Here is a 22,245-nt window from a genome sequence, read left to right on the forward strand (position 1 = left end):
CGAGCCGAACGCAACATCACACAGCCCGCAGCACACGAACTCGGCCCGCTACCCACCCAGGCAGAAGACGGGGGTGGGCTCAGCGCAACATCACGTGGCACGCCAGTTGGAGAGCCAGGCGGGTCGCGGCGTCGTCCAGGTTGAAGCCCACGGACTTGATCCGGTCGAGCCGGGTGGTGATCGTGTTGCGGTGGACGCCGAGCCGATCGGCCGCCTTCAGCGCCCCGCCTTCGTCCAGCACCGCCGCCAGCGTCTCCAGCAGCGTCCCATCCTTGTCGATCTCCAGCAACGGCCGCAGCACCACGGCTGCAGGAGCGCGCAGCACGCCTGCCGGGAGGGCTCCGAGCAGCTCGGCAGGGCCCATCTGGTCGGCGCGGGCCACCGTACCGGGTCCTGCGACGAACGCGGCCGCCTCCGCACCGAGCAACGACTCCCCCGCCGCCGCCAGATCGTCCACGGGCGTTCCCACCCCGGCCGCGCAGGGCCACGGCAGCATCTCCAGGCAGTGCTCCAGCCGCTGGGCCAGTTTGCCGGGCTCCAGCGCCGACCAGCCCGCCCAGCCCTCGCCCCTGGGCAACACCGGCACCTCACCGACGGCGGCCGTGATCAGTGCCTGGGCCAGTGGGGTGTCATCCACCGCCGGCAAGGGCCGGACGTGGTAGCCGGTGATGGGGCCTTCCACGGTCCAGCCCAGCGCGATCGCAACCGTCCTGGGCCCGCCCTCCTCCTCCAACTCGGTCGCGGCAGCGGCCACCGCTGAGCGAGCGGCCCGGGTCGCGGCTGAGGTCGCGGCTCGGGGCGCGGCTGAGGCCCCGGCCCGCGTCGTGGGAGAGGTTGCGGGACGGCTCGTGGGTGAGGCCGTGCCACGGGTTGTCCCGGCTGATGTCGCCGGTGACGCCGCGCCACGGGTTGCCCCGGCTGACGTCGCCGGTGACGCTGCACCGCGGGTTCCCCCTGCTGACGTCGCCGGTGAGACCGCGCCACGGGTTCCCGCTGAGGTGACGCCACGGGTCTCGCCTGGGGCTGCGGCTGACGTCGCCGCTGACGTTGTGGTCGAGGTCGCGCCTGAAGCTGCGGCACGGGTTCCGGCTGAAGTGGGCGCGGAGGTGGTGGCTGCGGCCTCGGCGTCGGCGAGAAGGCGTTCCGCGAGGGCCGCCTGCATGGCGAAGTCCCGGGAGGCCCGCAGCCGCTCCTGTGCGACCCAAGCGGTCAGCGGAGCCACCGCCAACCCCAGCACGGTACGCACCACCGACGGCCACCCCGGGGAACGCGACGAGCCACCGGCCACCAGCGCACCCAGCGGCGCGCCGTCCCGGTCGAGCACCTCCACCTCAGCCGACCACCGCGGCCCAGTGCCCCGCGCTCCACCCTGAACCGGCGAGCCACCACCCTGCGTCGCCGTTTCCCCACCCCGGGCTGACGACCCACCGCCTCGGGGTGAGGATCCACCACCATCAACCGGCGCCTCTCCGCCCCCGGCCGACGACTCAGCGCTCCCGGCCGAGGGTTCGCCGCCCTCGGCCGCCAATCCAGCACTCCCAGTCGTGGGGCCGCCGCTTTCAGTTGAAGACCCTCCATGCGCGACCGGCGGTACAGCACCCCGGAGCGGTGATCCAGTGCTCCGGACCGACGGCCCAGTGCCTTGGACCGACGATTCGCCGGGGCCGGTCGGTGGTTCGGGGTTCTCGACCGGGGTGGGGGCGGCTGGAGGGTCGCCGGGGTCGGGGCCGGCTGCGGGGCGGTTGACGACGCTCTGGCGGCCGGCCAAGTGGCGGCCGTACCGGTCGATGAAGGCCACCGACGTCCCCGGCAGTTCGGCGTTCAGCACCCCCAGCACCCGGCGCGGCGACGTGCCGGCCTCCGCCAGGCGGGTCGCGCAGCGGGCCACGAGCTGCGTGCGGGCGGCGTCGGGGCGCGAGGCGACCGAGGCGACCCGGACCGCGATGATCAGCGGATCTTCGTCCACGAAGATCAACGTGACGCCGAGCCGCTCAGCCAGCACCTCGCCCGAGCCCTCGCTCAGGCCGCTCGACGGCGCGATCACGCAGGCCGCCGCCTGCTCCCAGGCCCGGCGCATGGCCATCTCGACCGCCCACCCGCCGCTGGCCGCCGTCCCGATCAGCACCACCGCCGTGTGCGGCGTGACCGACCCGAACACCGACAGCTCATCGACGATCCGCACCTGGCGCACCGGCTTCTCCCCGCTGCCGTACATCCTGGCCCCGGCCAGCGGCCCGGCGTTGACCAGCTCGGCCACCGTGACCGGCGCCTCCCACCCCGGCGACCGGACCCCGCTGCTCAAAGCGGGATCCCGAACGCGCTCAGCCCGCCCAACGCCAGCCCCCTGTCCGTGTGCCACACCGGTGCGGCCTTCACCACCATGACCTCCACCTCCAGCCCCGGCTCCGCCTTGTCGACGTCCACGACCATCCCGTCCGCCGTTGAGATCATGCAGATCTGGTCCGGCGCCATCGCCACCGGCGCGCCGTCGGCCAGGGCCAGCACGATCTCGTTGTGCGCCTCCAGCCGTACGAGCCGCCGCAACCCCTCGGACTCCTGCACCACGATGCTCGACGGCAGCGACGGCAGGGCCAGGTCGGCGCCGTGCCCGGTGCTGCCCTCCACGGCCAGGATCTGCCCCGAGCACAGGGCCCGCACACCGTACGGCGCCGCCACCGACCTCGGCACGCCCGGCTCACCCGCCCGCAGCAACAGGCTCACCGTGCCCGGCACCAGCACCCCGGCCAGGTCGCCCGCCGTCATCGGGTAGCACGCCGCCACCGCCCACCCGCCGACCGACAGCACCACCGGCCGCACCAGCTCCTCCACCCGATCGGCCGCCGTCTCCAGCACCACCACCTCACCTGACGCGCCCGCCAGCGCCAGCGGGGCCGCGCTCACCCCACCCAGCGTGTACGTCGTCTGCTCCACCAGCGGGAACACCCGCCCAGACCCGTCACCGTCCACCAACGGCACCCCCAGCCCGGCTGCCGCGATGAGCGGGATGAGCGCGTTCTCCGCCGCCAGGTTCAGCGCCACCACGGCGCCGGCCCGCTCGCCCAGCCGGCGCTCCAGAGCCCGTACGGCCCGCACCGGCTCATCCCCGACCGGCAGTTGTTCACCCAGCGCGGTGGTCGAGCCGACCAGGGTGATCGCGACGCACAGCGTGCCCGCGTCCAGTTCCCCGGCCGTCACCAGCTCCACGCCCTCGCCGAGCACCGACCCCGCCCAGGCGAACGTCAGGCTGTACGAGGACTCCGCCGCCCCGGTCGCGTACAACCGCGACCCCGCCGAGAACCGGCCGAGCCCGGCGGCATCGATGACCCGGCTCACGGCACGGCCCCCTCCGCCGTCACCCGCACGCGATACAACCCGTCCGGCAGGTACGACAGCGGGTTCACCGTGGTCTCCGCGATCCTGGCCGAACCGGGCGCCGCGCCCGCGCTGACCACCCTCGTGAGCACCTCGTCCCTGACGTCCTGGAGCACCCTGTCCAGCTCGGCCCGCCCCCGCGCCTGCACGATCCGCTCCACCTGCGCCTCCGGCCGCCCGAGCGCCGCCCCGAAAGCAGCCGCCACCTCATCGGAGACCCCCTCCCCACCGAAATCCGACGACCCACCGGAACCCGGCGACCCACCAGAGCCCGGCGACCCGCCGAGGCCCGGCCGTTCAGAGGCGCCCGCCCCGAACGCCGTCCACCCCCTGGCCAAGCTCGCCGTTCTGCCCGCGTCACACGTCAGCGGATACCGCCGGAAATAATGCGCCGACACCAGCCCACTCTCCGACCTGGCGAAATACACCGGCACCCCCGGCAACTCCCGAGCCGCCTCGTCCGCGATCCGCCCCGCCTCAGGGCCGAGCGCCGCGTTGCGGATCGCGTCGTCCTCACGCTCCCGCAACCCAGGACGCCCGAACTCGTACGACAACGTGATCCGGGCCCCCGGCACCTCCGCCGCCACGATCTCCGCCACCGCCAGCTCGTGATCGGCCAGCATCGGCGACCCCGTGGCCGTCACCGCGAAGTCCACCAGGCCGCACGACCCGGCGAAGCGGCGCACCGCCTCCGTGTCCAGCGGCGCGAGCGGCCGGCCCGTCAGGCTGTGGCCGCCCCGGACGATCGTCGCCACCCCCGCGCTCGAAGGCCGCCCGACCAGCGGCCCGAGCACCTCGGGGCACGGCCCGCCCACCCGGATCACCGCCACCGGGGCCGTCCTCGCCCCGCCCAGGTCCACCGCCACGCAGGCCCGCGCCGCCGTACGGGCGACAGCCCTGGCCACCGGCCACTCGGGAACGCCGTCCCGCACCGCCACCACCACCGGCGCGTGCCGTCCGAGAGCGACGCCGAGAATCACTCCAGCTCGCGTCCTTCCGTCTCCGGCAGCGGCACGGCCAGCAGCGCGGTGGCCACCATGAACGCGTTGATGATCAGCATGGTGGCGGTGAAGCCCGTCGCGTTCGCCAGCAGCGCGCCCACCGCCGACGGCGCCACCGTCGTGGCCACGAGCTGCGCGGCCGTGGCCCACGAATAGCCGGTGCCGCGCAGGGCCGTGGGGTAGAGCTCGCCGTTCCAGGTGTTCCAGACCCCCCACGCGCCGAGGCTGAAGAAGGACAGGACGAAGTTGCCCAGGTACAGGCCGGTCAACGAGCCGGCGGTGGCGAACCAGATCCCGCCGAGCACCGCCGCCACGACGTAGAACAGGAACACCTTCTTGCGGCCGAAGCGGCCGGTCAGCAGGGAGGCGCTCACGTACCCGGGGATCATCATCAGCGCGCTGAGCGCCGCGAACCCGAGCGAGGCCGACAACGTCAGGCCCCGCTCCTGCAGCAGCGTCGGCAGCCACGTCTGCAGCCCCCAGTAACCCCAGTTGAAGACGAAGTTCAGCACCAGCATGAGGACGGTGATCAGCGCCAGCCGCCCCCGGAACAGATCGAACGGCCGCCCCATCCGCGTGCTCGCCACCGTGAACGTGGCACCGGCGTCCGGGCTACCCAGCGAGCGCAGCACCGCCCGCGCCTCCTCCTGCCGGCCGCGCGCCGCCAGCCAGTACGGCGACTCCGGCACCCACGCCCTGATCGCGAACGCCCACAGCCCCGCCACCGCACTGGCGATCACCACCACGTGCCAGCCCAGGTCGCCCAGCGTCACCGACGCGCCGATCGCGGCCAGCATCCCGATCGGCCACCCGATCGACAGGTAGACCGCCGCCCGGCCGCGATGCCTGGTCGGCAGCAACTCCAGGAAGAACGGGAACGTGATCGTGTACACGCCGGCCAGCGCCAGCCCGGAGACGACCCGCAGCGCCACCAGCACCGCCATGTTCGGGGCGAACGCCGACGCGAACGCGACCACCCCGTACACCAGCAGCGACCAGAACGCCGTCGGCCGCCGCCCGATGCGGTCGGCCACCGGCCCCCACACCAGCACGCCCGGGATCATGCCGAAGGCCACCGCCGACAGCACCACGCCGACGCCCGCCTCGTCGATCCCGAACCTCGTGCCCAGATCCCCGGAGACGTAGACCAGCGCGAGCTGCTCCCACGACTCGATGACGAACGCGATGAACAGCGCCAGCGCGATGAGCACGTGCCTGCGGGTGAACGGCATCCGCTCGAACGCCGCGCCGATCGGCATCGTCCTGGAGTCGACAGCGGTCATGGAAGCTCCTCGGAGGGGGGCGCGAAGTATTGCCGCACCATAAGGCCGCCACCCTGGGGCGTTCCTGTGCACACCGCCCTGCGCACCCCGCCCGGCTGTGCCGACCGCCCCGTTCCGATGACCGTGCCCCGGGGCGACGGCGCCCGGAGGCCCCGCGACGGGCCTCCGGAATGCGCTCGTCGCGGCGTAATAACGGCCCCGGGGGCTTTCCGCGCCACAGCTCCACCCGAGCGCCTTTACTTTGTAGATCTCGTACGTGGAGCCCCGGCGCTCATCGTGATCACGGCGATCCCCCGCCTCTCGGCCCAGGGCGTCAAAGGCGCCCCTCAAGGGGTACGTGCCCGCCCCCCAGGTCCGGCCGATCGCCGTAATCCGTCAAATTCCCGCCAAGCTCACTCCCGTTTCAGCTCGTGCGTCAGCTCCTCCAGCTCCGCCCCGCCGGCCATGAGCGTCGTCAGCTCCTCGGTCGTGATGTCGGCCTTGGCGTACTCGCCCAGGCTGGTCCCCCGCTTGAGCAGCAGGAACCGGTCCCCGACGGGATAGGCGTGATGCGGGTTGTGGGTGATGAAGACCACCCCGAGCCCCCGGTCGCGGGCCCTGGCGATGTAGCGCAGCACGACGCCCGCCTGCTTGACCCCCAGCGCCGAGGTGGGCTCGTCGAGGATGAGGACGCGGGCCCCGAAGTAGACGGCCCTGGCGATGGCCACCGACTGGCGTTCGCCGCCGGACAGCGTGCCGACCGGCTGGTCCACGTCGCGGATGTCGATGCCCATCGCGCGCAGCTCCTCGCGGGCCACCCGCCTGGCCTTGCCCACGTCGAAGGCCAGGCCCTTACGCGGCTCGGAGCCGAGGAAGAAGTTCCGCCAGATCGACATGAGCGGGATCATCGCCAGATCCTGGTAGACGGTGGCGATGCCCCGGTCGAGCGCGTCACGGGGGCTGCCGAAGCGCACCTCCGCGCCGTCCACCAGGAACGAGCCCGCGTCGTGCTGGTGCACCCCGGCCAGGATCTTGATCAGCGTGGACTTGCCCGCGCCGTTGTCGCCCAGCACGCAGGTGACCCGGCCGGCCTCCACCTGCATCGACACGTCGCGCAGCGCCAGCACCGAGCCGAACGTCTTGCCGATGCCACGGGTCTCGAGTATCAATGCTTCACCTCCTCGGCGTACCGCTTGACCAGGCGGTTGGCCAGCGTCGCCAGCAGCAGCATCGCGCCGAGGAAGAACTTGAACCAGTCGGCGTCCCAGCCCAGGAACACGATGCCCTTGTCCGCCATGCCGAAGATCACCGCGCCGATGGCGGCGCCGACGGCGGAGCCGTACCCGCCGGTGAGCAGGCAGCCGCCGATCACGGCGGCGATGATGTAGATGAACTCCTGGCCGATCCCGATGTTGGCCTGCACGGAGGTGTAGCGCAGCGCCAGGATCGAGCCCACCAGCCAGGCCGCGACGGCCGTCGTCATGAACAGCGCGATCTTCGTACGGGCGGCGGGCACCCCCACCGCGCGGGCGGCCTGCTCGTTGCCGCCCACCGCGAAGATCCAGTTGCCGGCCTTGGAGCGCATGAGCACCCAGGTGGCCACCACGGTCACCACGATCCACCACAGGATCGCCACCCGGAACGACGTGCCGCCGATCTCGATCGTGCCCGCGAAGATCGCGCTCGCGCCCTCGAACCCGGGGGCCCGGCGCAGGCCGCTGACCTGCACGGTACCGGTGATGGCCTTGGTGACGCCGAGGTTCACGCCCTGCAGCATGAGGAATGTGCCCAGCGTGACGATGAAGCTGGGCAGCCGGGTCCTGGTCACCATCATCCCGTTGAAGAATCCGATGCCCAGCGCGACGACCAGGCCGACGAGCATCGCCAGCCAGACGCTGAACCCGAAGCGGGTGGCCAGGGTGACGAGGATGAGCCCGCTGGTGCCGGTGAGCACCCCGGCCGACAGGTCGAACTCGCCGCCGATCATCAGCAGGGCCACCGCCACGGCCATGATGCCGAGCGTGGCGGCGGGGTCCAGCCAGTTGGCGATGCCTTCCGGCGACCTGAACACCGGCGACTGCGCGGCGAAGAACGCGAACACCACGATCAGCCCGACCACCGCGCCCAGCTCGGGCCTGATCAACAGGCGCCGGGCCAGGCCCACCTGGGCGAGCCGTTCGTCGGCCGCCACCGTCATCTCGTGCCCGCTTCTGCCAGCTTGGCCACCTGCTCGGCGTTGTCCTTGGTCACGAAACCGGGGCCGGTGTTGACGGGCAGCCCGCCGCCGACGGTGTTGAGGTTGGCCTTGTACAGGTTGAGGAAGGTGATCGGCAGGTAGCCCTGCAGGTACTGCTGCTGGTCCACCGCGAACAGGATCTCGCCGTCCTTGATGGCGGTCACCACGTCACCCGACAGGTCGAACGTGCCCAGCTTCGCCTGCGACCCGGAGTCCTTGATCGCGTCCCTGGCGGCCACGGCGATCGCCGGGTTCAGCGCGAGCACGCCGTTGACCTGCTTGTCCGACTGGAGTTTGGCGGTGACCTTGGAGGTGACGTCGGCCAGGTTGCTCACGTCCACCTGCAGCCGCTCGACCGTGCCGCCCAGCGTCTCCTGCGCGCCCTTGCAGCGCTGGTCGAGGCCCACGTTGCCGGCCTCGTGGATGACGCACAGCAGCTTGGTGACGCCGGCGGCCTTGAGCTGCTCGCCCGCGCCGCGCCCGGCCACGTCCTCCGACTGGCCGACGTGCGTGATGGCGCCGAACGCCTTGGAGGACTCGGCCCCCGAGTTGATCGTCACCACGGGGATCTTCGCGGCGACGGCCTTGCCGATGGCCTCCTTCAGCGCGTCGGGGTTGGCCAGGGAGACGACGATGCCGTCCGCCTTCGCGGAGACGGCCTGGTCGATGAGCTGGGACTGCTTGGCCGGATCTCCGTCTCCCTGGTAGGTGACCGTCACGCCGTACTGCTTGCCGGCGGCTTCCGCGCCGTTCTTGACCACGTCCCAGAAGGAGTCGCCTGGCGCTCCGTGGGTGATGACGGCGAAATTCGCGCCGCCGCCTGATGGGGCGGCGGCGGTGCTCGGCTGGGCGCTCTGCGCGCTCTGCCCTCCTGAGGAGGAGCAACCGGCTATGGCGAGCGCGCCCAACAGGGCCAGCACGATCGGGGTACGTCTCACAGGACACCTCCAAGACCAACGGGCTGGCCCTGTTGTACCTCAATGTCATCTCTTTGTATAGACATGCTGACTTATGCTCGGGCCGCGACGGCGCGACGGCCGCGATAGTAGAACGGAATCTTACGTTCCCGTATAGTGGGGTCATGACGAGCGCACCCATGAGCGGCCGCAAGGCACAGGCCGCACGCAACGACGAGTTGATCCTGCAGGCGGCGCGGGCGGTCTTCACCGCCGACCCGGGCGCCCCCATCGCGGCCGTGGCCGAGCGGGCGGGCGTCGGGATCAGCGCACTCTATCGCCGTTATCCCAGCAAGGAAGCCCTTTTGCAGAAGCTCTGCGGCGACGGGCTCAAGCTCTACATCGAGGTCACCGAGCGGGCGCTGGCCGACGACGGCGATCCGTGGGAGGCGTTCGCCGGATACCTGCGCGGCATCGTGGACGCCGACACGAACTCCCTGACGATCAAGCTGGCGGGCACGTTCCAGCCGACGGAGGAGCTGTACCACGACGCGGCCAGGTCCGCGGTCGTGGCCACGGAGGTCCACCGCCGGGCGGTCGAGGCGGGCGTCCTGCGGCCGGACGTGACGGTGTCGGACATCGCGCTGCTGTTCGAGCAGATCGCCTCGATCAAGCTGGGCGGCGAGGAGCGGGCCTCGGAGCTGCGCCACCGCTTCCTGGCGCTGGCGATGGACGGGCTGCGGGTGCCGCCCGCCCACCGCGGCCTGCCGGGCCCGCCCACCACGGACGAGGAGCTCTCCGCCCGCTGGAGCCCTTCGGCTTAGCCTCTCAGTCCTCGCCGGCCTGCCAGTGGAACAGGTACGACATCAGGAAGCCGAGCAGGCCGGTCACCCCGGCCGCCACGGTCATCGCCATGCCGAGCGCGGACACGGCGCCGGAGACCAGGCCGGGGTTCCCCGCGACGAGGCCGACGGCCTGGGCCAGGACGACGATGACGCCGAGGGCGAGGAACAGCACGACGCCGACCTTGAAGAGCGCCATGATGAGGCTTTTGACGGTGTTCATGATGGGCTTCCTCTCAGATCGGCAGCAGGCCGGTCGCCACCAGCACGCCGATGACCAGGGTCGGGATGACGAACCAGATGATCAGCCGGCCGAACGTCCTGGCCGGGTCCACCTGGGCGATGCCGCTGGCGATGTAGATCGGGGCGGCGCCGGGCGGGGACGCGCCCTCGGTCGAGGCGAAGATCATGATCGCGGTGGCCGCGGCGGCGGGGGCGACCCCTGCCGCGGTCAGCGCGCTGAAGGCGACGCCGCCGACCGCGGCGATGGTGGCGGTGCCGGTCAGCGGCGCGGCGATGACGACGATGAGCAGGCCGACCAGGGTCGCGATGACGGCGGCCGGGGCGTCGAGGGCCTGCATGATGGCGGTGAGCTGGTCGACCAGGCCCAGCTCGCCCAGGCTGGCGGCGGCGGCGAAGGCGAAGAACAGGGTCGCGCCGATCACCGCGTACCTGGGGGCCATGTCGCCGAGCAGCTCGCTCCAGGCGCGCCCGGTGCGCGGCAGCCGCTTCCAGGCGACCGCGAACGTGGCCAGCACCGTGAGCACCGGGATCCACACGACGATGCTGACGTCGTCGGCCGCCTCGCCGACGCGCGACTCCATCAGCTTCACGCCGAAGTCGAGGGTCATCAGGACCGGGATCAGGATGCCCGCGTACACCAGGAGCGAGGTCCATCCGGCGCGCAGCGCGGCGCGCAGCGGGACGATGTCGGCGGCGTCGGTGGCCGCGATGCCGTGCCGGCGCACCCACACGAACACCACCACGAACCGGTAGGCCACCGTCCACACGCCGCCGACGAGCGCGGGCACGAAGAGCTGGTCGGCGGTCAGTACGGGCGCCACGGCGGCCGAGCCGAGCAGCAGGAACATCGACGAGCTCGGCGGGATCGAGATGCCGAGCCCCGCGTTGCCGGCCACCAGCGAGGCGGCCAGGTCCGGCCGCCAGTTGGACCGGGTCATCCAGGGGATGGTCACGGAGCCGACGGAGGCGGCGATCCCGGACCCCGACCCGGCGGGGCCGCCGAGCAGGGCCGCCGCGGAGGTCGAGACGTATCCCGCGCCGCCGCGCAGCCGGCCGAAGACCGAGTTGAGCACGGTGACCTGCTCCTGGATGAGGCCCAGTTTGGTGAGCAGGTAGCCCATGAACACGAAGGCCAGCGCGGCGAACACGACCTCCTCGGCGAGCGCGTCGGCGATGCCCGCCCAGGCGAGGCTCAGGAAGTCGGCGCCGCCGAAGAGGCACACGCCGGCGAAACCGATGAGCATCGCTTCACCGATGTTGCGTTTCAGTACTCCGTTCCAGATGACGATGATGGCGATGTAGGCGACGAGCGCCCAGACGGCGATTCCCATGGCGAGATGACCTCCAATGGGGGGAAGGGCTGGGGGTGGTTCGGCGCACCGGCGGCTAGACGTCGGAGGCGGGCTGGGGTCTGTCGGGTGGAGCGGTGAGACGGTGGGCGAGTGCCATGGTGCGGCGGGCCCTGGTGACGATGGGGGCGTCCACGAACCGGCCGTCGGGCAGCGCGACCGCGCCGGTCCCCGACCGCTCGGCCTGTTCCGCCGCCTCGACGATCTCGGCGGCCCTGGCCGTCTCCTCCTCCGTCGGGCGGAACGCCTGCCTGATCACGGGGATCTGGCGGGGGTGGATCGCGGTCCTGCCGAACAGGCCGAGCGTCCGGCCCGCCCGGCAGGAGGCCAGGAGCCCGGCCTCGTCCTTGACGTTCGGGTAGACCGACATCGGCACCGGCGGCAGGCCCGCCGCGGCGGCGGCGAGCACGACCTGGAGCCTGAGGTGGTTCATGGCGCTCTCGTCGGTGATGGACAGCTCGGCGGCCAGGTCCTGCTCGCCGAGCGCGACGCCGGCGACGCGCGGGTGCGCGGCGATGTCCCGTGCCGCGACGATCCCGGCGGCCGACTCCAGCAGCGCGTACGCCGGCGCGCCGGTGACGGCGTCGAGCACCTCCGCCGACTCGACCTTGGGCAGCCGCACGGCGTCGGCCAGGTCACCGACGGCGGCCAGGTCGCCGAGCCCGCGCGGCCCGGCCAGGTCGTTGACCCGGACGTGCACCTGCACCGCCCCAGACCCTTCTTCGCGGCGGGCGCGCAGGTAGGCGGCGGCGTTGGCGCGGGCCTCGTCCTTGCGCACGGGCGCGACCGCGTCCTCCAGGTCGATGATCACCACGTCGGCGCCGGACGCCACGGCCTTGCCGAACCGTTCGGGGCGGTCGCCGGGCACATACAGCCACGTCACGGGCAGCCAGGACCCGGTGTTCACGCGATCACCCCGTCCTCGCGCAGCGCGGCGATCCGCTCGCCGGAGTAGTCGAGCTCCCCGAGCACCTCGTCGGTGTCCCTGCCGATCGGCCGCCCCGGCCAGCGGATCTCGCCGGGCGTCTCCGACATCCGGAACAGCACGTTCTGCATGGTGACCGAGCCGAGCTCCTCGTCCGGCACCTCCACGAACGTCTCCAGCGCCGCGTACTGCGGATCCTCGGCCAGGTCGGTGACGTCGTAGATGGGCGCGACGGCGGCGTGCACCTCCTCGAAGCGGGCGATCACCTCCGCGGCGTCCCGCTCGGCGATCCAGGAGGAGACCGCCTCGTCCAGCTCGTCCACGTGCTGGACGCGCCCGTGACCGTTGGCGAACCACGGCTGTTCGACCAAGTCAGGCCGTCCCACCAGGGTGACCACCCGCTCGGCGATGGGCTGGGCGCTGGTGGAGATGGCCAGCCAGCGGCCGTCGCGGGTGCGGTAGGTGTTGCGCGGCGCGTTGCTGCTCGACCGGTTCCCGGTGCGCTTGGGCACGACCCCGAGGGCCTTGTACGCGCTCATCTGCGGCCCGAGCAGGCCCAGGATCGGCTCGATGATCGCCATGTCGATGACCTGCCCGCGGCCGGTCTGCTCGCGGGCGTGCAGGGCGACCATGATCGCGTACGACATGGCCAGGCCCGCGATCCCGTCGGCGAGGGCCAGCGGCGGCAGCGTGGGCGGCCCGTCGGGCTGCCCCGTCATGGCCGCGAACCCGCTCATCGCCTCGGCCAGCGTCCCGAACCCGGGCTGCTTGGACATCGGCCCGAACTGCCCGAACCCGGTCATCCGCGCCACGATCAGGCGCGGGTTGAGCTCCATCAGGTCTTCGGGCGCGAGGTCCCAGCGTTCGAGGGTGCCGGGGCGGAAGTTCTCGATCAGCACGTCGGACCGCGTGGCCATGCGGCGCAGGATCTCCTGCCCCTCGGCCCGCGACAGGTCCACGGCCGCGGCGCGCTTGTTGCGCGCCAGAGTCTTCCACCACAGCCCGACGCCGTCCACGGAGGCGCCGTGCCCGCGCGAGGGGTCGCCGCGGCGCGGATGCTCGATTTTGATCACATCCGCGCCGAAGTCGGCCAGCATCATCGCGGCGGAGGGACCGGCGAACAACGTCGCCGCGTCGATGACCCGCAGGTCAGCGAGGCTCGTCATGAACATGTAACTTATAAGAAATATGTCATAGGTCAAGCTTTTGCCTGATCAACTGCGATTTTGCGAGACACTTGAGGACATGCCGACCAGCGAGCCGCGGCCGCCCATGAGCAAGGCCGAGTACGTCTACAGCGTGCTCCTGGAGGAGATCCGTAGCACACGGATCCCCGGGGGCACGGCCCTACGCGCCGGGGAGGTGGCCAAACGGCTCGGGGTGTCGGTCACACCTGTGCGCGAGGCGCTGCGCAGGCTGGAGAAGGACCGGCTGATCAGCTACGAGGCGCACCACGGCGCGACCGTGGTGGACCTGGGCGACGAGGCGCTGGCGGAGTACTACGGGCTGCGCTCGGTGGTCGAGGGGCTGGGCGCGCGCCTGGCGGCGGACCGGATCACCGCCGCCGACCTGGTGTGGCTGCGCGAGCTGCACGCCTCGATGCGGGAGGACGCCGAGCAGGGCAGGCACGAGCTGCTCGGGGAGCAGAGCATGCGCTTCCACCTGCGGATCGTGGACATCGGCGGGCCCGCCTTCCTGGGCGAGCACGCCAGGTCGGTGCGCAACAGCTTGCCCGTGCCCGCCGCGGCGTCCCTGTGGCTGGACGACACCCAGGCCAAGGCCCAGCTGGCGGCGCACGAGGGCATCCTGGCCGCGCTGGAGGCCGGTGACGGCGACGCCGCGGAACGCATCATGATCGACCACGTCCGGCGGGCCGGCGACTACCGCAAGGAGCAATGACCCCGCTGTCTTGGACGCCGGCCGGCGTCACGGCGTCACGGCGTCACCCTGGCGACGCCGGTGAGCCAGGCGGTGCGCTCCGGGACGATGTCCACCTCGTTCCCGTCCGGTCGCCACTCCGGCGCCCAGACCAGCCCGGGATCGAGCAGCTCCAGCCCGTCGAACAGGGCCAGCACCTGCTCCCTCGCCCGGAAGTGCACGGTCAGCCCCAGGTCCCGGTTGGCGGCCTCGACGCTCGCGCGCAGGGACGTCTCGTAGGCGTCCATGCTGAGCGCGGTCAGCCACAGATGGCTGCCCGCCGCCATGGCCCGCCGCAGCCGCGCCACCCAGGAGGCGTCGTCCACGGGGATCTCGTGCACCGACAGCACGCCGACCGCCACCGGCTCGGACCAGTCCACGAACGTCCGCACCATCGGATCGTCCAGCACCTCCGCCGGGTCGCCGAGGTCGCAGCCGACGATCCTGACCCGGTCGCCGTTCCGGCCGGCGATCGCCCTGGCATGGGCCAGCATGTACGGGTCCTTCTCCGCGTACACCACCCTGGCCAGCGGGAACACCTCGTGGATGGTCTCGTGGGCCGGACCGGTGCTCGGCAGCCCGGTCCCGTACAGGACGAACTGGTCGACTCCCCGGCCCGCCAGATGCCGCACCACCCGGTGCACGTGCTGGTGGTGGGCGACGAGCGCGCCCCCGGCGTCGGCGCTGAGCCGCTCGGCCGCCCGCAGCGCCGCGCGGTCGGCGCTGAAGTTCTGCTTGCCGCCCTGCGCGGCGTCGTACATGCGGGCGGTGCTGGCGGCCCCGAGGGACGCGAGCGGGCCGTCGTCTTCAGGCACCTGGGGACCTCCGTCCCGATCGACCAGGTTCATCCTGCCAGCCGGGGCGGCGCTGCGCCCGAACCGGTGCCGGAAATCTCCCTCAATCGGGCGGGCGCATCCCGTCCAGCACCTCCGCGGTGGCGTCCACGGGGAACGCCGACAGCGACAGCCGCGCGAACGCCTGCTGGTGCTCCTCGATCCGCCGCCGGTCCTGGACGATCACCGGGGCGTGCAGCAGGTGCAGCACCAGCACGTCCGGCCGGCCGCTCTCCGGGAAGCGCAGCAGCGTGAACGGCGCCCCCTGGTACAGGTAGCCGGTCTCGGCGTTCGGCCGGGCCACCTGCACCGCGATGTGCGGCTGCTTGGCGGCCAGCGCGAGCGCGTCGTGCTGGGCGAGCCGGTCTTCCGGCAGGTCCAGGGGCGGGTCGAGGATCGCCCGCCGGTCGAGCACGGTCCACAGGTGCGGGCCCTCGTGCCGGTCGAGCCCTTCCTGCCGGCGCGCGACCAGGTCGGCCGCGTGGCCGATCCGCTCGGACGGCGCACCGGGCTGGAGCGCGGCGCGGGCGGCGGACTCGGCGTAGGCGCGGGTCTGCAGCAGCGGGGGCACCTGCCCGGGGCCGTAGGTGTAGATCACCTGCGCCTGGTGTTCCAGCGCCAGGAACTCCGACAGCCCCAGCGGCACGTCCGGCGCGTCGTACCAGCCGGGCACGCGCTCCTCCCGCAGCAGCGACAGCAGCCGCGGCGCGTGCTCGCCCTCGCCGTACAGGTCCAGCAGGATCCGTACGGTGGACTCGCGCGGCGCGACGAGACCGTGCTCGATGCGGAAGATCGTGGAGGTGTTGAGCCCGGCGGCCTGCGCGGCGGACTTCATCGACAACCCACAGGCGGCACGCAGAGCGGAGAGCCGTGCCGCCACCACACTCAGCTGCATATAGGGGTCATTTGTGCTCGGTGACCACAGCCAGCGGTTACACCTGGTCTATTGCAACAGAGTGACGGGTGATGCACGATGGCCACTCTAGTGGTCTGACGCGTTATGCATACGCCGATCGGAAAGGGCGAGGCTGTGGCGGCGTGGATCCTGCATCCCGACTACCGGACCCCTCCGGTCCCCACGGCAGGCGTCCCCCCGGGTCCGTGGCGGCACCCCGACGGGGGCCAGATCATGAACGGCGCCTATGAGCGCCGCCATTCCGAGCGGCAGGTCGAGATCGTCACCGTATGGTACGGCTACGCGCTCAGTCACTGGCTCGGCCCGCGCATGCCCCGCTTCGCCAGCCCCATGGTCTCACCCTGGAACCCGGTGCTGGCTCAGGGCCTGACCGTCGAGCCGGGTTCGCCCGCGCCCTACCGCGACGAGTCGTGGTGCGACCGGTGGATCGCCGAGGCCCTGCTGTACGGGCGCAAGCCGTACGGGGCGTTCACGCTGCCCGCCGACGACGCGCTGCGCTGGTTCGCCAAGAGCGGCGGCACCGGGCTGGTCTACCAGGCGCGGGCGGACGGCGACCGGATCAGGGTGGTGGCGGGCACGGCCGAGAGTTACGCGCAGCTCTTCGACCTCGACGCGCTGATCGCCGACTATCTGGAGGCGCTGCCGCCCGAGCTGGCCGAGCCGGAGGCGGCGGCGCTCGACCTGCACCGCTGCCACTCCCCCGCCCTGCACTACATCCTGAGCGAAGACGCCGAGATCCGCTTCGCGCGGGCGCCGCTGTCGGTGCGCGGGCTCACGCTCGGCTATCCGCCGTGCGAGACGGCCGCCCGCATCGCCGTCGAGGCGCAGTCGTGATCAAGGGCGTCCTGTTCGACCTGGACGGCACCCTGCTCGACCACCGGGGCGCCGCCGACGCCGCGATCACGGCCTGGATGTCGGCGCACTCCCCCGGCCACGCGCGGGCGGGCGAGGTGGCCGGGCTGTGGGCCGGGCTGGAGATCCCGTACCTGGCGATGTGGCAGGCGGGCGAGTGCTCCTGGCAGGAGCAGCGGCGGCTCCGGCTGCGCGCGCTGTGCCGGGAGCTGGCCGTGCCCGAGCCGGGCGATCTCGACGGTGCCTACGCCGATTTCGCCGAGCGCTACCGGCAGGGGTGGGCGGCCTACCCGGACGTGGCCGGCGCGCTGGCGGCGCTCGGCGGGCTCGCGTTCGGGGTGCTGACGAACGGGGCGCAGCGGATGCAGGAGGCCAAGCTGCGCGCGATCGGGCTCGGCGGCGCGCTGGGGCCGGTGCTGACGGGCGAGGTGCTGGGCGGCCACTACAAGCCGTCGCCCGGCTCCTACACCGGGGCCGCCGCCGCGCTCGGGCTGGCGCCCCAGGAGGTGCTGCTGGTGGGGGACGACGTGGACAAGGACGTGACGGGGCCGGCGCCGACCGGCATGCGATCGGTCTGGCTCGACCGGCTCGGCGCCGAACCGCCGCCGGCCGGCTTCCCCCGCATCACCACCCTGGCCGGCCTGCCCCCGCTCGTCCATCGGCGCTGACCGGGCCGGCCACGTACCCCGGTGGCGTCCGTCAGCGGGGCACGACCTCGGCCAGCGCGGAGGCGGCCAGGTCGAAGCCGCCGACGTGCGCCAGATAGTCCCCCTTGGCCAGCGGGTCGCCCAGGTAGACGCCGCCCGCCCGGCGCACCAGCAGCGCCCCCGCCGCCACGTCCCACGGGTTGGCGCGGGTGCCGAAGGCGGCGTCGGACCAGCCGGCGGCCACGTGCGCGAGCTTGAGCGCCGCGCTGCCCGGCCGCCGCACGGCGGAGAAGGACTCCAGGAAGCGGCCGTGGCGCCGCAGCGCCAGGTCGCCGTCCGTCTCCAGGTCGAGCGGCGTCGGGTAGCTCGACAGCAGCATCGCCTCCCGGTCGCGCGCGGCGCCCGCGCTGCGGATCGGGGTGCCGTTGCACCAGGCGCCCTCGGCGGCGGCGGTGAACTCGTCGTCGCGTACGGGGTCGTACACGATGCCCGCCACCAGCTCGCCCCGAACGGCGGCGGCGATGGACACGCAGAAGAACGGCAGCCCGGTGGCGAAGTTGGCGGTGCCGTCGATGGGGTCGACGTACCAGACGAGGTCGCCGGAGCCGGTCGCCCCGCCCTCCTCGCCGACGATCGCGCTGCCGGGCACGCGGTCGCCGATGACCGCGCGGATGATCTCCTCTGCGGCCCGGTCGTGCTCCGTGACGGGGTCGTGGAAGTCGCGCTTGGTGGTCACCTCGGGACGGGACCTGAAGGCCTTGCGCAGCATGGGCCCGACCGCCCTGGCGGCCTCGACGGCGGTGCCCAGCAGCAACGCCACGTCCGCGCCCGCTCCGGCTGCCGCGTCTCGTTCAGGGGTCATGTCTCCTCCAGGGGGTCTCCTGCGGCGGCGCGTCCTCGCGCGTCAGGACCGTCATGCCCGCTCGCGCGCGCGGTCCGCACCCGCGACGCGTATTTGTCTGGACATTCTGACCTCGGTTAAGCTGATCAGCATGACCGCCAACCTGGCCATCGACCTGGATCGATCCAGCCCCGTGCCGCTCTATTTCCAGGTGGCCGAGCAGATCGCGGAGGCGATCCGGCGAGGTGACCTGGCGCCCGGCTCGCGCCTGGACAACGAGATCCTGCTGGCCGACAAGCTGGGGCTGTCCAGGCCCACGATCCGCCAGGCCATCCAATACCTCGTGGACAAGGGCCTGCTCGTGCGCAAGCGCGGCGTCGGCACGCAGGTGGTGCACGGCCAGGTCAAGCGTTCGGTCGAGCTGACCAGCCTCTACGACGACCTGCGCAGGTCGGGCCAGGAGCCGGCCACGCAGGTCCTGGTGCTGGAGTCGCGGCCGGTCGAGGAGGAGGTCGCCCGCATCCTCAGCATGGAGACCGGCGCGCAGGCCCTCTACCTGGAGCGCCTGCGCTTCGCGGCCGGCGAGCCGCTGGCGGTGCTGCACAACTGGCTGCCGCTCAACCTGGCCCAGCTCACCGCCGCCGACCTGGAGGGCCGCGGCCTGTACGAGCTGCTGCGCGGCGCGGGTGTGCGGATGCGGGTGGCCAACCAGCGCATCGGCGCGCGGGCCGCCACGCCGGCCGAGGCCAAGCTGCTCGACGAGCGCCGCGGCGCGCCGCTGCTCACCATGATCCGCACCACGTACGACGACCAGGGCCGGGCCGTCGAGCACGGCTCACATGTCTACCGGGCCTCCCACTACTCCCTTGAGGTCACCCTCATCGAGCGCTGAGGCGGCCCGGCGTTTGAGATAGAGCGTTGTGGCCACGCCGAACAGCACGGCCACCACGAGCGCGACCCAGGAGAAGCCCTTCAGCCACTTCTCGGCGACGAGCCCGAGATAGAAGATCACCGCGGTGGTGCCGCCCGCCCACACGATCCCGCCGAGCACGTTCGCCACCGCGAACCGCCAGTACGGCATGCGCAGCGCCCCGGCCAGCGGCCCGGCCAGGATGCGCAGCAACGCGATGAACCGCCCGACGAAGACGGCCCACACGCCGAAGCGCTGGAAGTACTCCTCGGCCTTGCCCACGTGCCGGGGCCCGAAGTGCTTGGGGAAGCGCCGCCCGAGCCGGGCGAACATGGGGGCGCCGCCCCTGCGCCCGATCGCGTATCCGGCGGAGTCGCCGACGATGGCCCCCGCGCTCGCGCAGGCGCCGACCCAGACCGGGTCCACCACGCCCTTGGCCGCGAGGAGCGCGGCGCTGACCAGGATGATCTCTCCGGGCAGCGGGATGCCGAGGCTCTCGAACCCGATCACGAGCGCGACCGTCACGTAGAGCCACCCGGCGGGGATCACCTGGAGCCACTCGTCGATGTGCACCGCGCCACCTTAGCGCCGCGGCACCCGGCAGGGGTCAGCGTTCGCTATCGAGATGCGCCATTTGCGCGTCGTCGTAGCGGTCACCCGCCGCCGCTCCCTGAGGCACCGCGGCCTCGATCGCGGCCAGCTCCGCGTCGGTCAGCGTCACGTCGAGCGCGCCCAGCGCCTCGGTGAGCCGGTCGCGCCGGCGCGCCCCGATGAGCGGGACGATGTCCGTGCCCCGCGACAGCACCCAGGCGATGGCGAGCTGGGCGACCGTGACGCCCTTGGCCTCGGCGACGGTGCCGAGCGCGGCCGTCAGCGACAGGTTGTGCGCGAGGTTCTCGGCCGAGAAGCGCGGGCTGAAGGACCTGAAGTCGCCCGCGGGCAGCTCGCGGTCCTTGGACCAGTGGCCGCTGAGCAGCCCTCTGGACAGCACCCCGTACGCGGTGATGCCGATCCCCAGCTCGCGGCAGGCGGGCAGGATGTCGCGCTCGATGCTCCTGGACAGCAGCGAATATTCGAGCTGCACGTCGGCGATCGGGTGGACGGCGTGGGCCCGCCGCAGGGTCCCGGCCCCGGCCTCGGACAGCCCGATGTGCCTGACGTGGCCCTTGGCGACCTCCTCGGCGATGGCCCCGACGGTCTCCTCGATCGGCACGGCCGGATCGACCCGCGCGATCCGGTAGACGTCCACGTGGTCGGTGCCGAGGCGGCGCAGCGTGTAGGCGAGCGAGGTCTTGACGGCCGCGGGCCGCCCGTCGGTGCCGAGCCAGTTGCCGTCGTAGTCGCGCTGCGCGCCGAACTTCACGCTGATCCGCACGTCGTCGCGCGAGCGGGACTTGAGCGCCTCGTGGATGAGCAGCTCGTTGTGGCCCATGCCGTAGAAGTCGCCGGTGTCGAGCAGCGTGATGCCCGCGTCGAGCGCGGCGTGGATGGTGGCGACGGACTCGGCGGCGTCGGCCGGTCCGTAGAGGTCGGACATGCCCATGCAGCCGAGCCCGAGGTCGGAGACGACCGGTCCGCCGGTTCCCAGAGTCTTCATGCCAGGAGTATGTCAGTTGGTCTGACAGATTTCAATTTTTGTCAGCACGATGCCCAACGGAGACTCAACGGTTACTCAACATCGCCGGACCTACCTTCCCGTCATCGGCACAGGCCGATCGGAAGAAAGGAACAACCATGCGCATCAGGACGATCATCGCCTCCGGCGCCGTCGCGGCCGCCGCGCTCACCCTGGCCCCGCTCCCCGCGAGCGCGGCGGCCCCGTCCTGCCTCACCTACAAGCTCAACGACAAGGGCTTCACGGACCACCTGTACGTCTGGAACACCTGCAAGGGCGCGCAGAGCTTCAAGGTCAGGCTGGCCAACGGCTCCGACCTGCCGTGCACCTACGACCGGCCCAGCAGCAGCCCGCACCACTGGTGGTGGAGGTTCCCGCGCCGTTTCGACGGGCTCGTGAGCTGCTGAAACCCGGAACGACACACAGACGAGGAGCACACGACATGCGCGCATCCACCATCGCCCTGCTGGCCGCCGCCGGGCTCGCCACGGTCGCTATCGCCGCCCCCGCTCAGGCCGCCGCCGCCGGGCGGGCCCCTTCGTGCCTGGCGTACACGCTGGACGACGACGGCGCCCAGGACGAGCTGTGGGTCTGGAACAACTGCAAGAAGGGGGTGAGCTTCCGCGTCAGGCTGGCCAACGGCCCGGACGGTTACTGCACGTACAAGGAGCCGCGCAGCCGCTACAGCAAGTTCACGTGGGAGTGGCCGCAGCGTTTCGACGGGCTCAGGACCTGCTGAGCGTTCACACCAGGTCGCCGGTCTCCATGTAGATCTCGCCGAGCACCTCGACCCGGGCGGTGAAGCCGTGCGGCCCGGTACGCGTGACTCCCGGCGAGAAGGCCCCCTCCAGCGTGTCGCCCGCCACCAGCCGCCGCGCCGGCGTGTCCGCCCGGCCGAACGTCGCCGGCACGGGCGCCGGGAAGTTCGTGGCCGGCACGTCGCCCGGCACGAGCACGCCGGGGTCGTGGCGGACGGTTCCCGGCACGATCCGGACCGAGAGCACCTGGTCGAAGTCGGGGCGGGCGGTGATCTCGTGCGCGAGGTGCAGCCCGCCGGCCCGCCCGAAGCACAGGTAGGTCAGCGCGCGGTCGTCGTCGTGGCGCGGCCCGGGGTCGAGCCTGGTGAAGCGGGACACCCGCTCGATCCGCGCCGTGACGTCCTCGGCGATGGGGGTGCCGCCGCGTTCGAAGTGCCCCTGGAAGACGGTGCCGGCCACCGACGTCCTGGCCGGCCCGCCGCCGGACGGGTCGAGCTCGAGGATGTCGAACCGCTCGGGCACGAACGTCTGGATGTCGCCGTCCTTGCGGTGGGCGCGCAGCACCTCCAGCACGTCGTCGCGGAAGCCGACCTCCATGAGCACCTGGAAGCGGTGCGCCGGGTGCTCGAACATCGGCAGGTGCGAGAAGTAGAGCGGGCCGTCCCCGAACAGCAGCATGCCGTGGACGTCGAACGTCTCCGGGTGGTGGTGATGGTGGTCGTGCTGGGCGTTCATGGCCGCCTCCAGAGCTCCGATGGTCACCGCCATTGGACCGCGGAAGCGCGGCGGACGCCTGAGTACCGCGTACTCAGACGCATGCGCCACGACGG

General features: G+C 72.2%; 24 protein-coding genes. 7 read left to right on the plus strand and 17 right to left on the minus strand.

Annotated features, from left to right (window positions below):
* Nucleotides 1-79 precede the first annotated feature (79 nt).
* The 7 genes from ABEA43_RS21050 to ABEA43_RS21080 form a co-directional block, all read right to left on the minus strand.
* Nucleotides 80-2,302, minus strand: a complete 2,223-nt coding sequence (locus tag ABEA43_RS21050; RefSeq protein ID WP_345564101.1) for a PucR family transcriptional regulator — start codon at nt 2,300-2,302, stop codon at nt 80-82.
* Nucleotides 2,299-3,333 carry a DUF917 domain-containing protein gene (locus ABEA43_RS21055; RefSeq protein WP_345564103.1) on the minus strand — a complete coding sequence of 345 codons (1,035 nt, stop codon included), beginning with the start codon at nt 3,331-3,333 and terminating at the stop codon, nt 2,299-2,301. The genes ABEA43_RS21050 and ABEA43_RS21055 overlap by 4 nt, the downstream gene beginning before the upstream one ends.
* Complete coding sequence (locus ABEA43_RS21060; RefSeq protein WP_345564104.1) at nt 3,330-4,352, minus strand: hypothetical protein; 1,023 nt, start codon at nt 4,350-4,352, stop codon at nt 3,330-3,332. Before ABEA43_RS21060 ends, ABEA43_RS21055 begins: the two co-directional genes overlap by 4 nt.
* Nucleotides 4,349-5,656, minus strand: coding sequence for an MFS transporter (locus ABEA43_RS21065; protein ID WP_345564105.1), 1,308 nt, complete (start codon nt 5,654-5,656; stop codon nt 4,349-4,351). Before ABEA43_RS21065 ends, ABEA43_RS21060 begins: the two co-directional genes overlap by 4 nt.
* Before the next feature lie 392 nt (nt 5,657-6,048).
* Nucleotides 6,049-6,804, minus strand: coding sequence for an ATP-binding cassette domain-containing protein (locus ABEA43_RS21070; protein ID WP_345564107.1), 756 nt, complete (start codon nt 6,802-6,804; stop codon nt 6,049-6,051).
* Nucleotides 6,801-7,832, minus strand: a complete 1,032-nt coding sequence (locus ABEA43_RS21075; RefSeq protein WP_345564108.1) for an ABC transporter permease — start codon at nt 7,830-7,832, stop codon at nt 6,801-6,803. Before ABEA43_RS21075 ends, ABEA43_RS21070 begins: the two co-directional genes overlap by 4 nt.
* Nucleotides 7,829-8,809 (minus strand): sugar ABC transporter substrate-binding protein, encoded by a 981-nt coding sequence (locus tag ABEA43_RS21080; RefSeq protein ID WP_345564110.1) that lies wholly within the window; start codon nt 8,807-8,809, stop codon nt 7,829-7,831. The genes ABEA43_RS21075 and ABEA43_RS21080 overlap by 4 nt, the downstream gene beginning before the upstream one ends.
* Before the next feature lie 143 nt (nt 8,810-8,952).
* Here ABEA43_RS21080 and ABEA43_RS21085 point away from each other — a divergent pair, with 143 nt between their 5' ends.
* Complete coding sequence (locus tag ABEA43_RS21085) at nt 8,953-9,591, plus strand: TetR/AcrR family transcriptional regulator (RefSeq protein WP_345564112.1); 639 nt, start codon at nt 8,953-8,955, stop codon at nt 9,589-9,591.
* Between the two features lie 4 nt (nt 9,592-9,595).
* Here ABEA43_RS21085 and ABEA43_RS21090 read toward each other — a convergent pair whose 3' ends face one another.
* From ABEA43_RS21090 to ABEA43_RS21105, 4 genes are read right to left on the minus strand one after another with little or no spacing between them, the layout of a single operon-like run.
* On the minus strand, nt 9,596-9,832 hold the full coding sequence (locus ABEA43_RS21090) for a hypothetical protein (protein ID WP_345564114.1): 237 nt from the start codon (nt 9,830-9,832) through the stop codon (nt 9,596-9,598).
* Between the two features lie 13 nt (nt 9,833-9,845).
* Nucleotides 9,846-11,183, minus strand: coding sequence for a TRAP transporter large permease subunit (locus ABEA43_RS21095; RefSeq protein WP_345564115.1), 1,338 nt, complete (start codon nt 11,181-11,183; stop codon nt 9,846-9,848).
* 55 nt (nt 11,184-11,238) lie between these two features.
* Nucleotides 11,239-12,108, minus strand: coding sequence for an HpcH/HpaI aldolase/citrate lyase family protein (locus ABEA43_RS21100; protein WP_345564116.1), 870 nt, complete (start codon nt 12,106-12,108; stop codon nt 11,239-11,241).
* Complete coding sequence (locus ABEA43_RS21105; protein WP_345564117.1) at nt 12,105-13,292, minus strand: CaiB/BaiF CoA transferase family protein; 1,188 nt, start codon at nt 13,290-13,292, stop codon at nt 12,105-12,107. Before ABEA43_RS21105 ends, ABEA43_RS21100 begins: the two co-directional genes overlap by 4 nt.
* A 79-nt stretch (nt 13,293-13,371) precedes the next feature.
* Here ABEA43_RS21105 and ABEA43_RS21110 point away from each other — a divergent pair, with 79 nt between their 5' ends.
* Entirely contained in the window at nt 13,372-14,025 is a 654-nt protein-coding gene (locus ABEA43_RS21110; RefSeq protein ID WP_345564119.1) for a GntR family transcriptional regulator, read from the plus strand.
* Between the two features lie 35 nt (nt 14,026-14,060).
* Here ABEA43_RS21110 and ABEA43_RS21115 read toward each other — a convergent pair whose 3' ends face one another.
* Nucleotides 14,061-14,858, minus strand: coding sequence for an SAM-dependent methyltransferase (locus ABEA43_RS21115; RefSeq protein WP_345564120.1), 798 nt, complete (start codon nt 14,856-14,858; stop codon nt 14,061-14,063).
* Nucleotides 14,859-14,940: 82 nt separating this feature from the next.
* The gene (locus ABEA43_RS21120; RefSeq protein WP_345564121.1) at nt 14,941-15,771 is read right to left on the minus strand and encodes a helix-turn-helix domain-containing protein; all 831 of its coding nucleotides are present in this window, start codon (nt 15,769-15,771) and stop codon (nt 14,941-14,943) included.
* Between the two features lie 234 nt (nt 15,772-16,005).
* On the opposite strand from ABEA43_RS21120, the gene ABEA43_RS21125 reads away from it, so the two are divergent.
* Both ABEA43_RS21125 and ABEA43_RS21130 read left to right on the plus strand, forming a co-directional pair.
* Nucleotides 16,006-16,626 carry a hypothetical protein gene (locus ABEA43_RS21125; RefSeq protein WP_345564123.1) on the plus strand — a complete coding sequence of 207 codons (621 nt, stop codon included), beginning with the start codon at nt 16,006-16,008 and terminating at the stop codon, nt 16,624-16,626.
* Nucleotides 16,623-17,312, plus strand: coding sequence for an HAD family hydrolase (locus tag ABEA43_RS21130; RefSeq protein WP_345564125.1), 690 nt, complete (start codon nt 16,623-16,625; stop codon nt 17,310-17,312). Before ABEA43_RS21125 ends, ABEA43_RS21130 begins: the two co-directional genes overlap by 4 nt.
* A 31-nt stretch (nt 17,313-17,343) precedes the next feature.
* Here ABEA43_RS21130 and ABEA43_RS21135 read toward each other — a convergent pair whose 3' ends face one another.
* Nucleotides 17,344-18,153, minus strand: coding sequence for an inositol monophosphatase family protein (locus ABEA43_RS21135; RefSeq protein WP_345564127.1), 810 nt, complete (start codon nt 18,151-18,153; stop codon nt 17,344-17,346).
* A 130-nt stretch (nt 18,154-18,283) separates the two neighbouring features.
* Here ABEA43_RS21135 and ABEA43_RS21140 point away from each other — a divergent pair, with 130 nt between their 5' ends.
* Nucleotides 18,284-19,024, plus strand: coding sequence for a GntR family transcriptional regulator (locus tag ABEA43_RS21140; protein ID WP_345564128.1), 741 nt, complete (start codon nt 18,284-18,286; stop codon nt 19,022-19,024).
* On the opposite strand, the gene ABEA43_RS21145 is transcribed toward ABEA43_RS21140, so the two are convergent.
* Both ABEA43_RS21145 and ABEA43_RS21150 read right to left on the minus strand, forming a co-directional pair.
* Nucleotides 18,968-19,615, minus strand: a complete 648-nt coding sequence (locus tag ABEA43_RS21145; protein WP_345564130.1) for a DedA family protein — start codon at nt 19,613-19,615, stop codon at nt 18,968-18,970. The two genes, ABEA43_RS21140 and ABEA43_RS21145, sit on opposite strands and share 57 nt — an antisense overlap.
* A gap of 34 nt (nt 19,616-19,649) precedes the next feature.
* On the minus strand, nt 19,650-20,639 hold the full coding sequence (locus ABEA43_RS21150) for an aldo/keto reductase (RefSeq protein ID WP_345564132.1): 990 nt from the start codon (nt 20,637-20,639) through the stop codon (nt 19,650-19,652).
* 137 nt (nt 20,640-20,776) lie between these two features.
* On the opposite strand from ABEA43_RS21150, the gene ABEA43_RS21155 reads away from it, so the two are divergent.
* Nucleotides 20,777-21,064, plus strand: a complete 288-nt coding sequence (locus ABEA43_RS21155; RefSeq protein ID WP_345564133.1) for a hypothetical protein — start codon at nt 20,777-20,779, stop codon at nt 21,062-21,064.
* A gap of 35 nt (nt 21,065-21,099) precedes the next feature.
* Entirely contained in the window at nt 21,100-21,396 is a 297-nt protein-coding gene (locus tag ABEA43_RS21160) for a hypothetical protein (RefSeq protein WP_345564134.1), read from the plus strand.
* Between the two features lie 4 nt (nt 21,397-21,400).
* Here the strand turns inward: ABEA43_RS21160 and ABEA43_RS21165 are convergent, their stop codons facing one another.
* Entirely contained in the window at nt 21,401-22,177 is a 777-nt protein-coding gene (locus ABEA43_RS21165; protein WP_345564136.1) for a hypothetical protein, read from the minus strand.
* Nucleotides 22,178-22,245 lie beyond the last annotated feature (68 nt).

The organism is Nonomuraea rosea (assembly GCF_039539705.1).
Taxonomy (GTDB): domain Bacteria; phylum Actinomycetota; class Actinomycetes; order Streptosporangiales; family Streptosporangiaceae; genus Nonomuraea; species Nonomuraea rosea.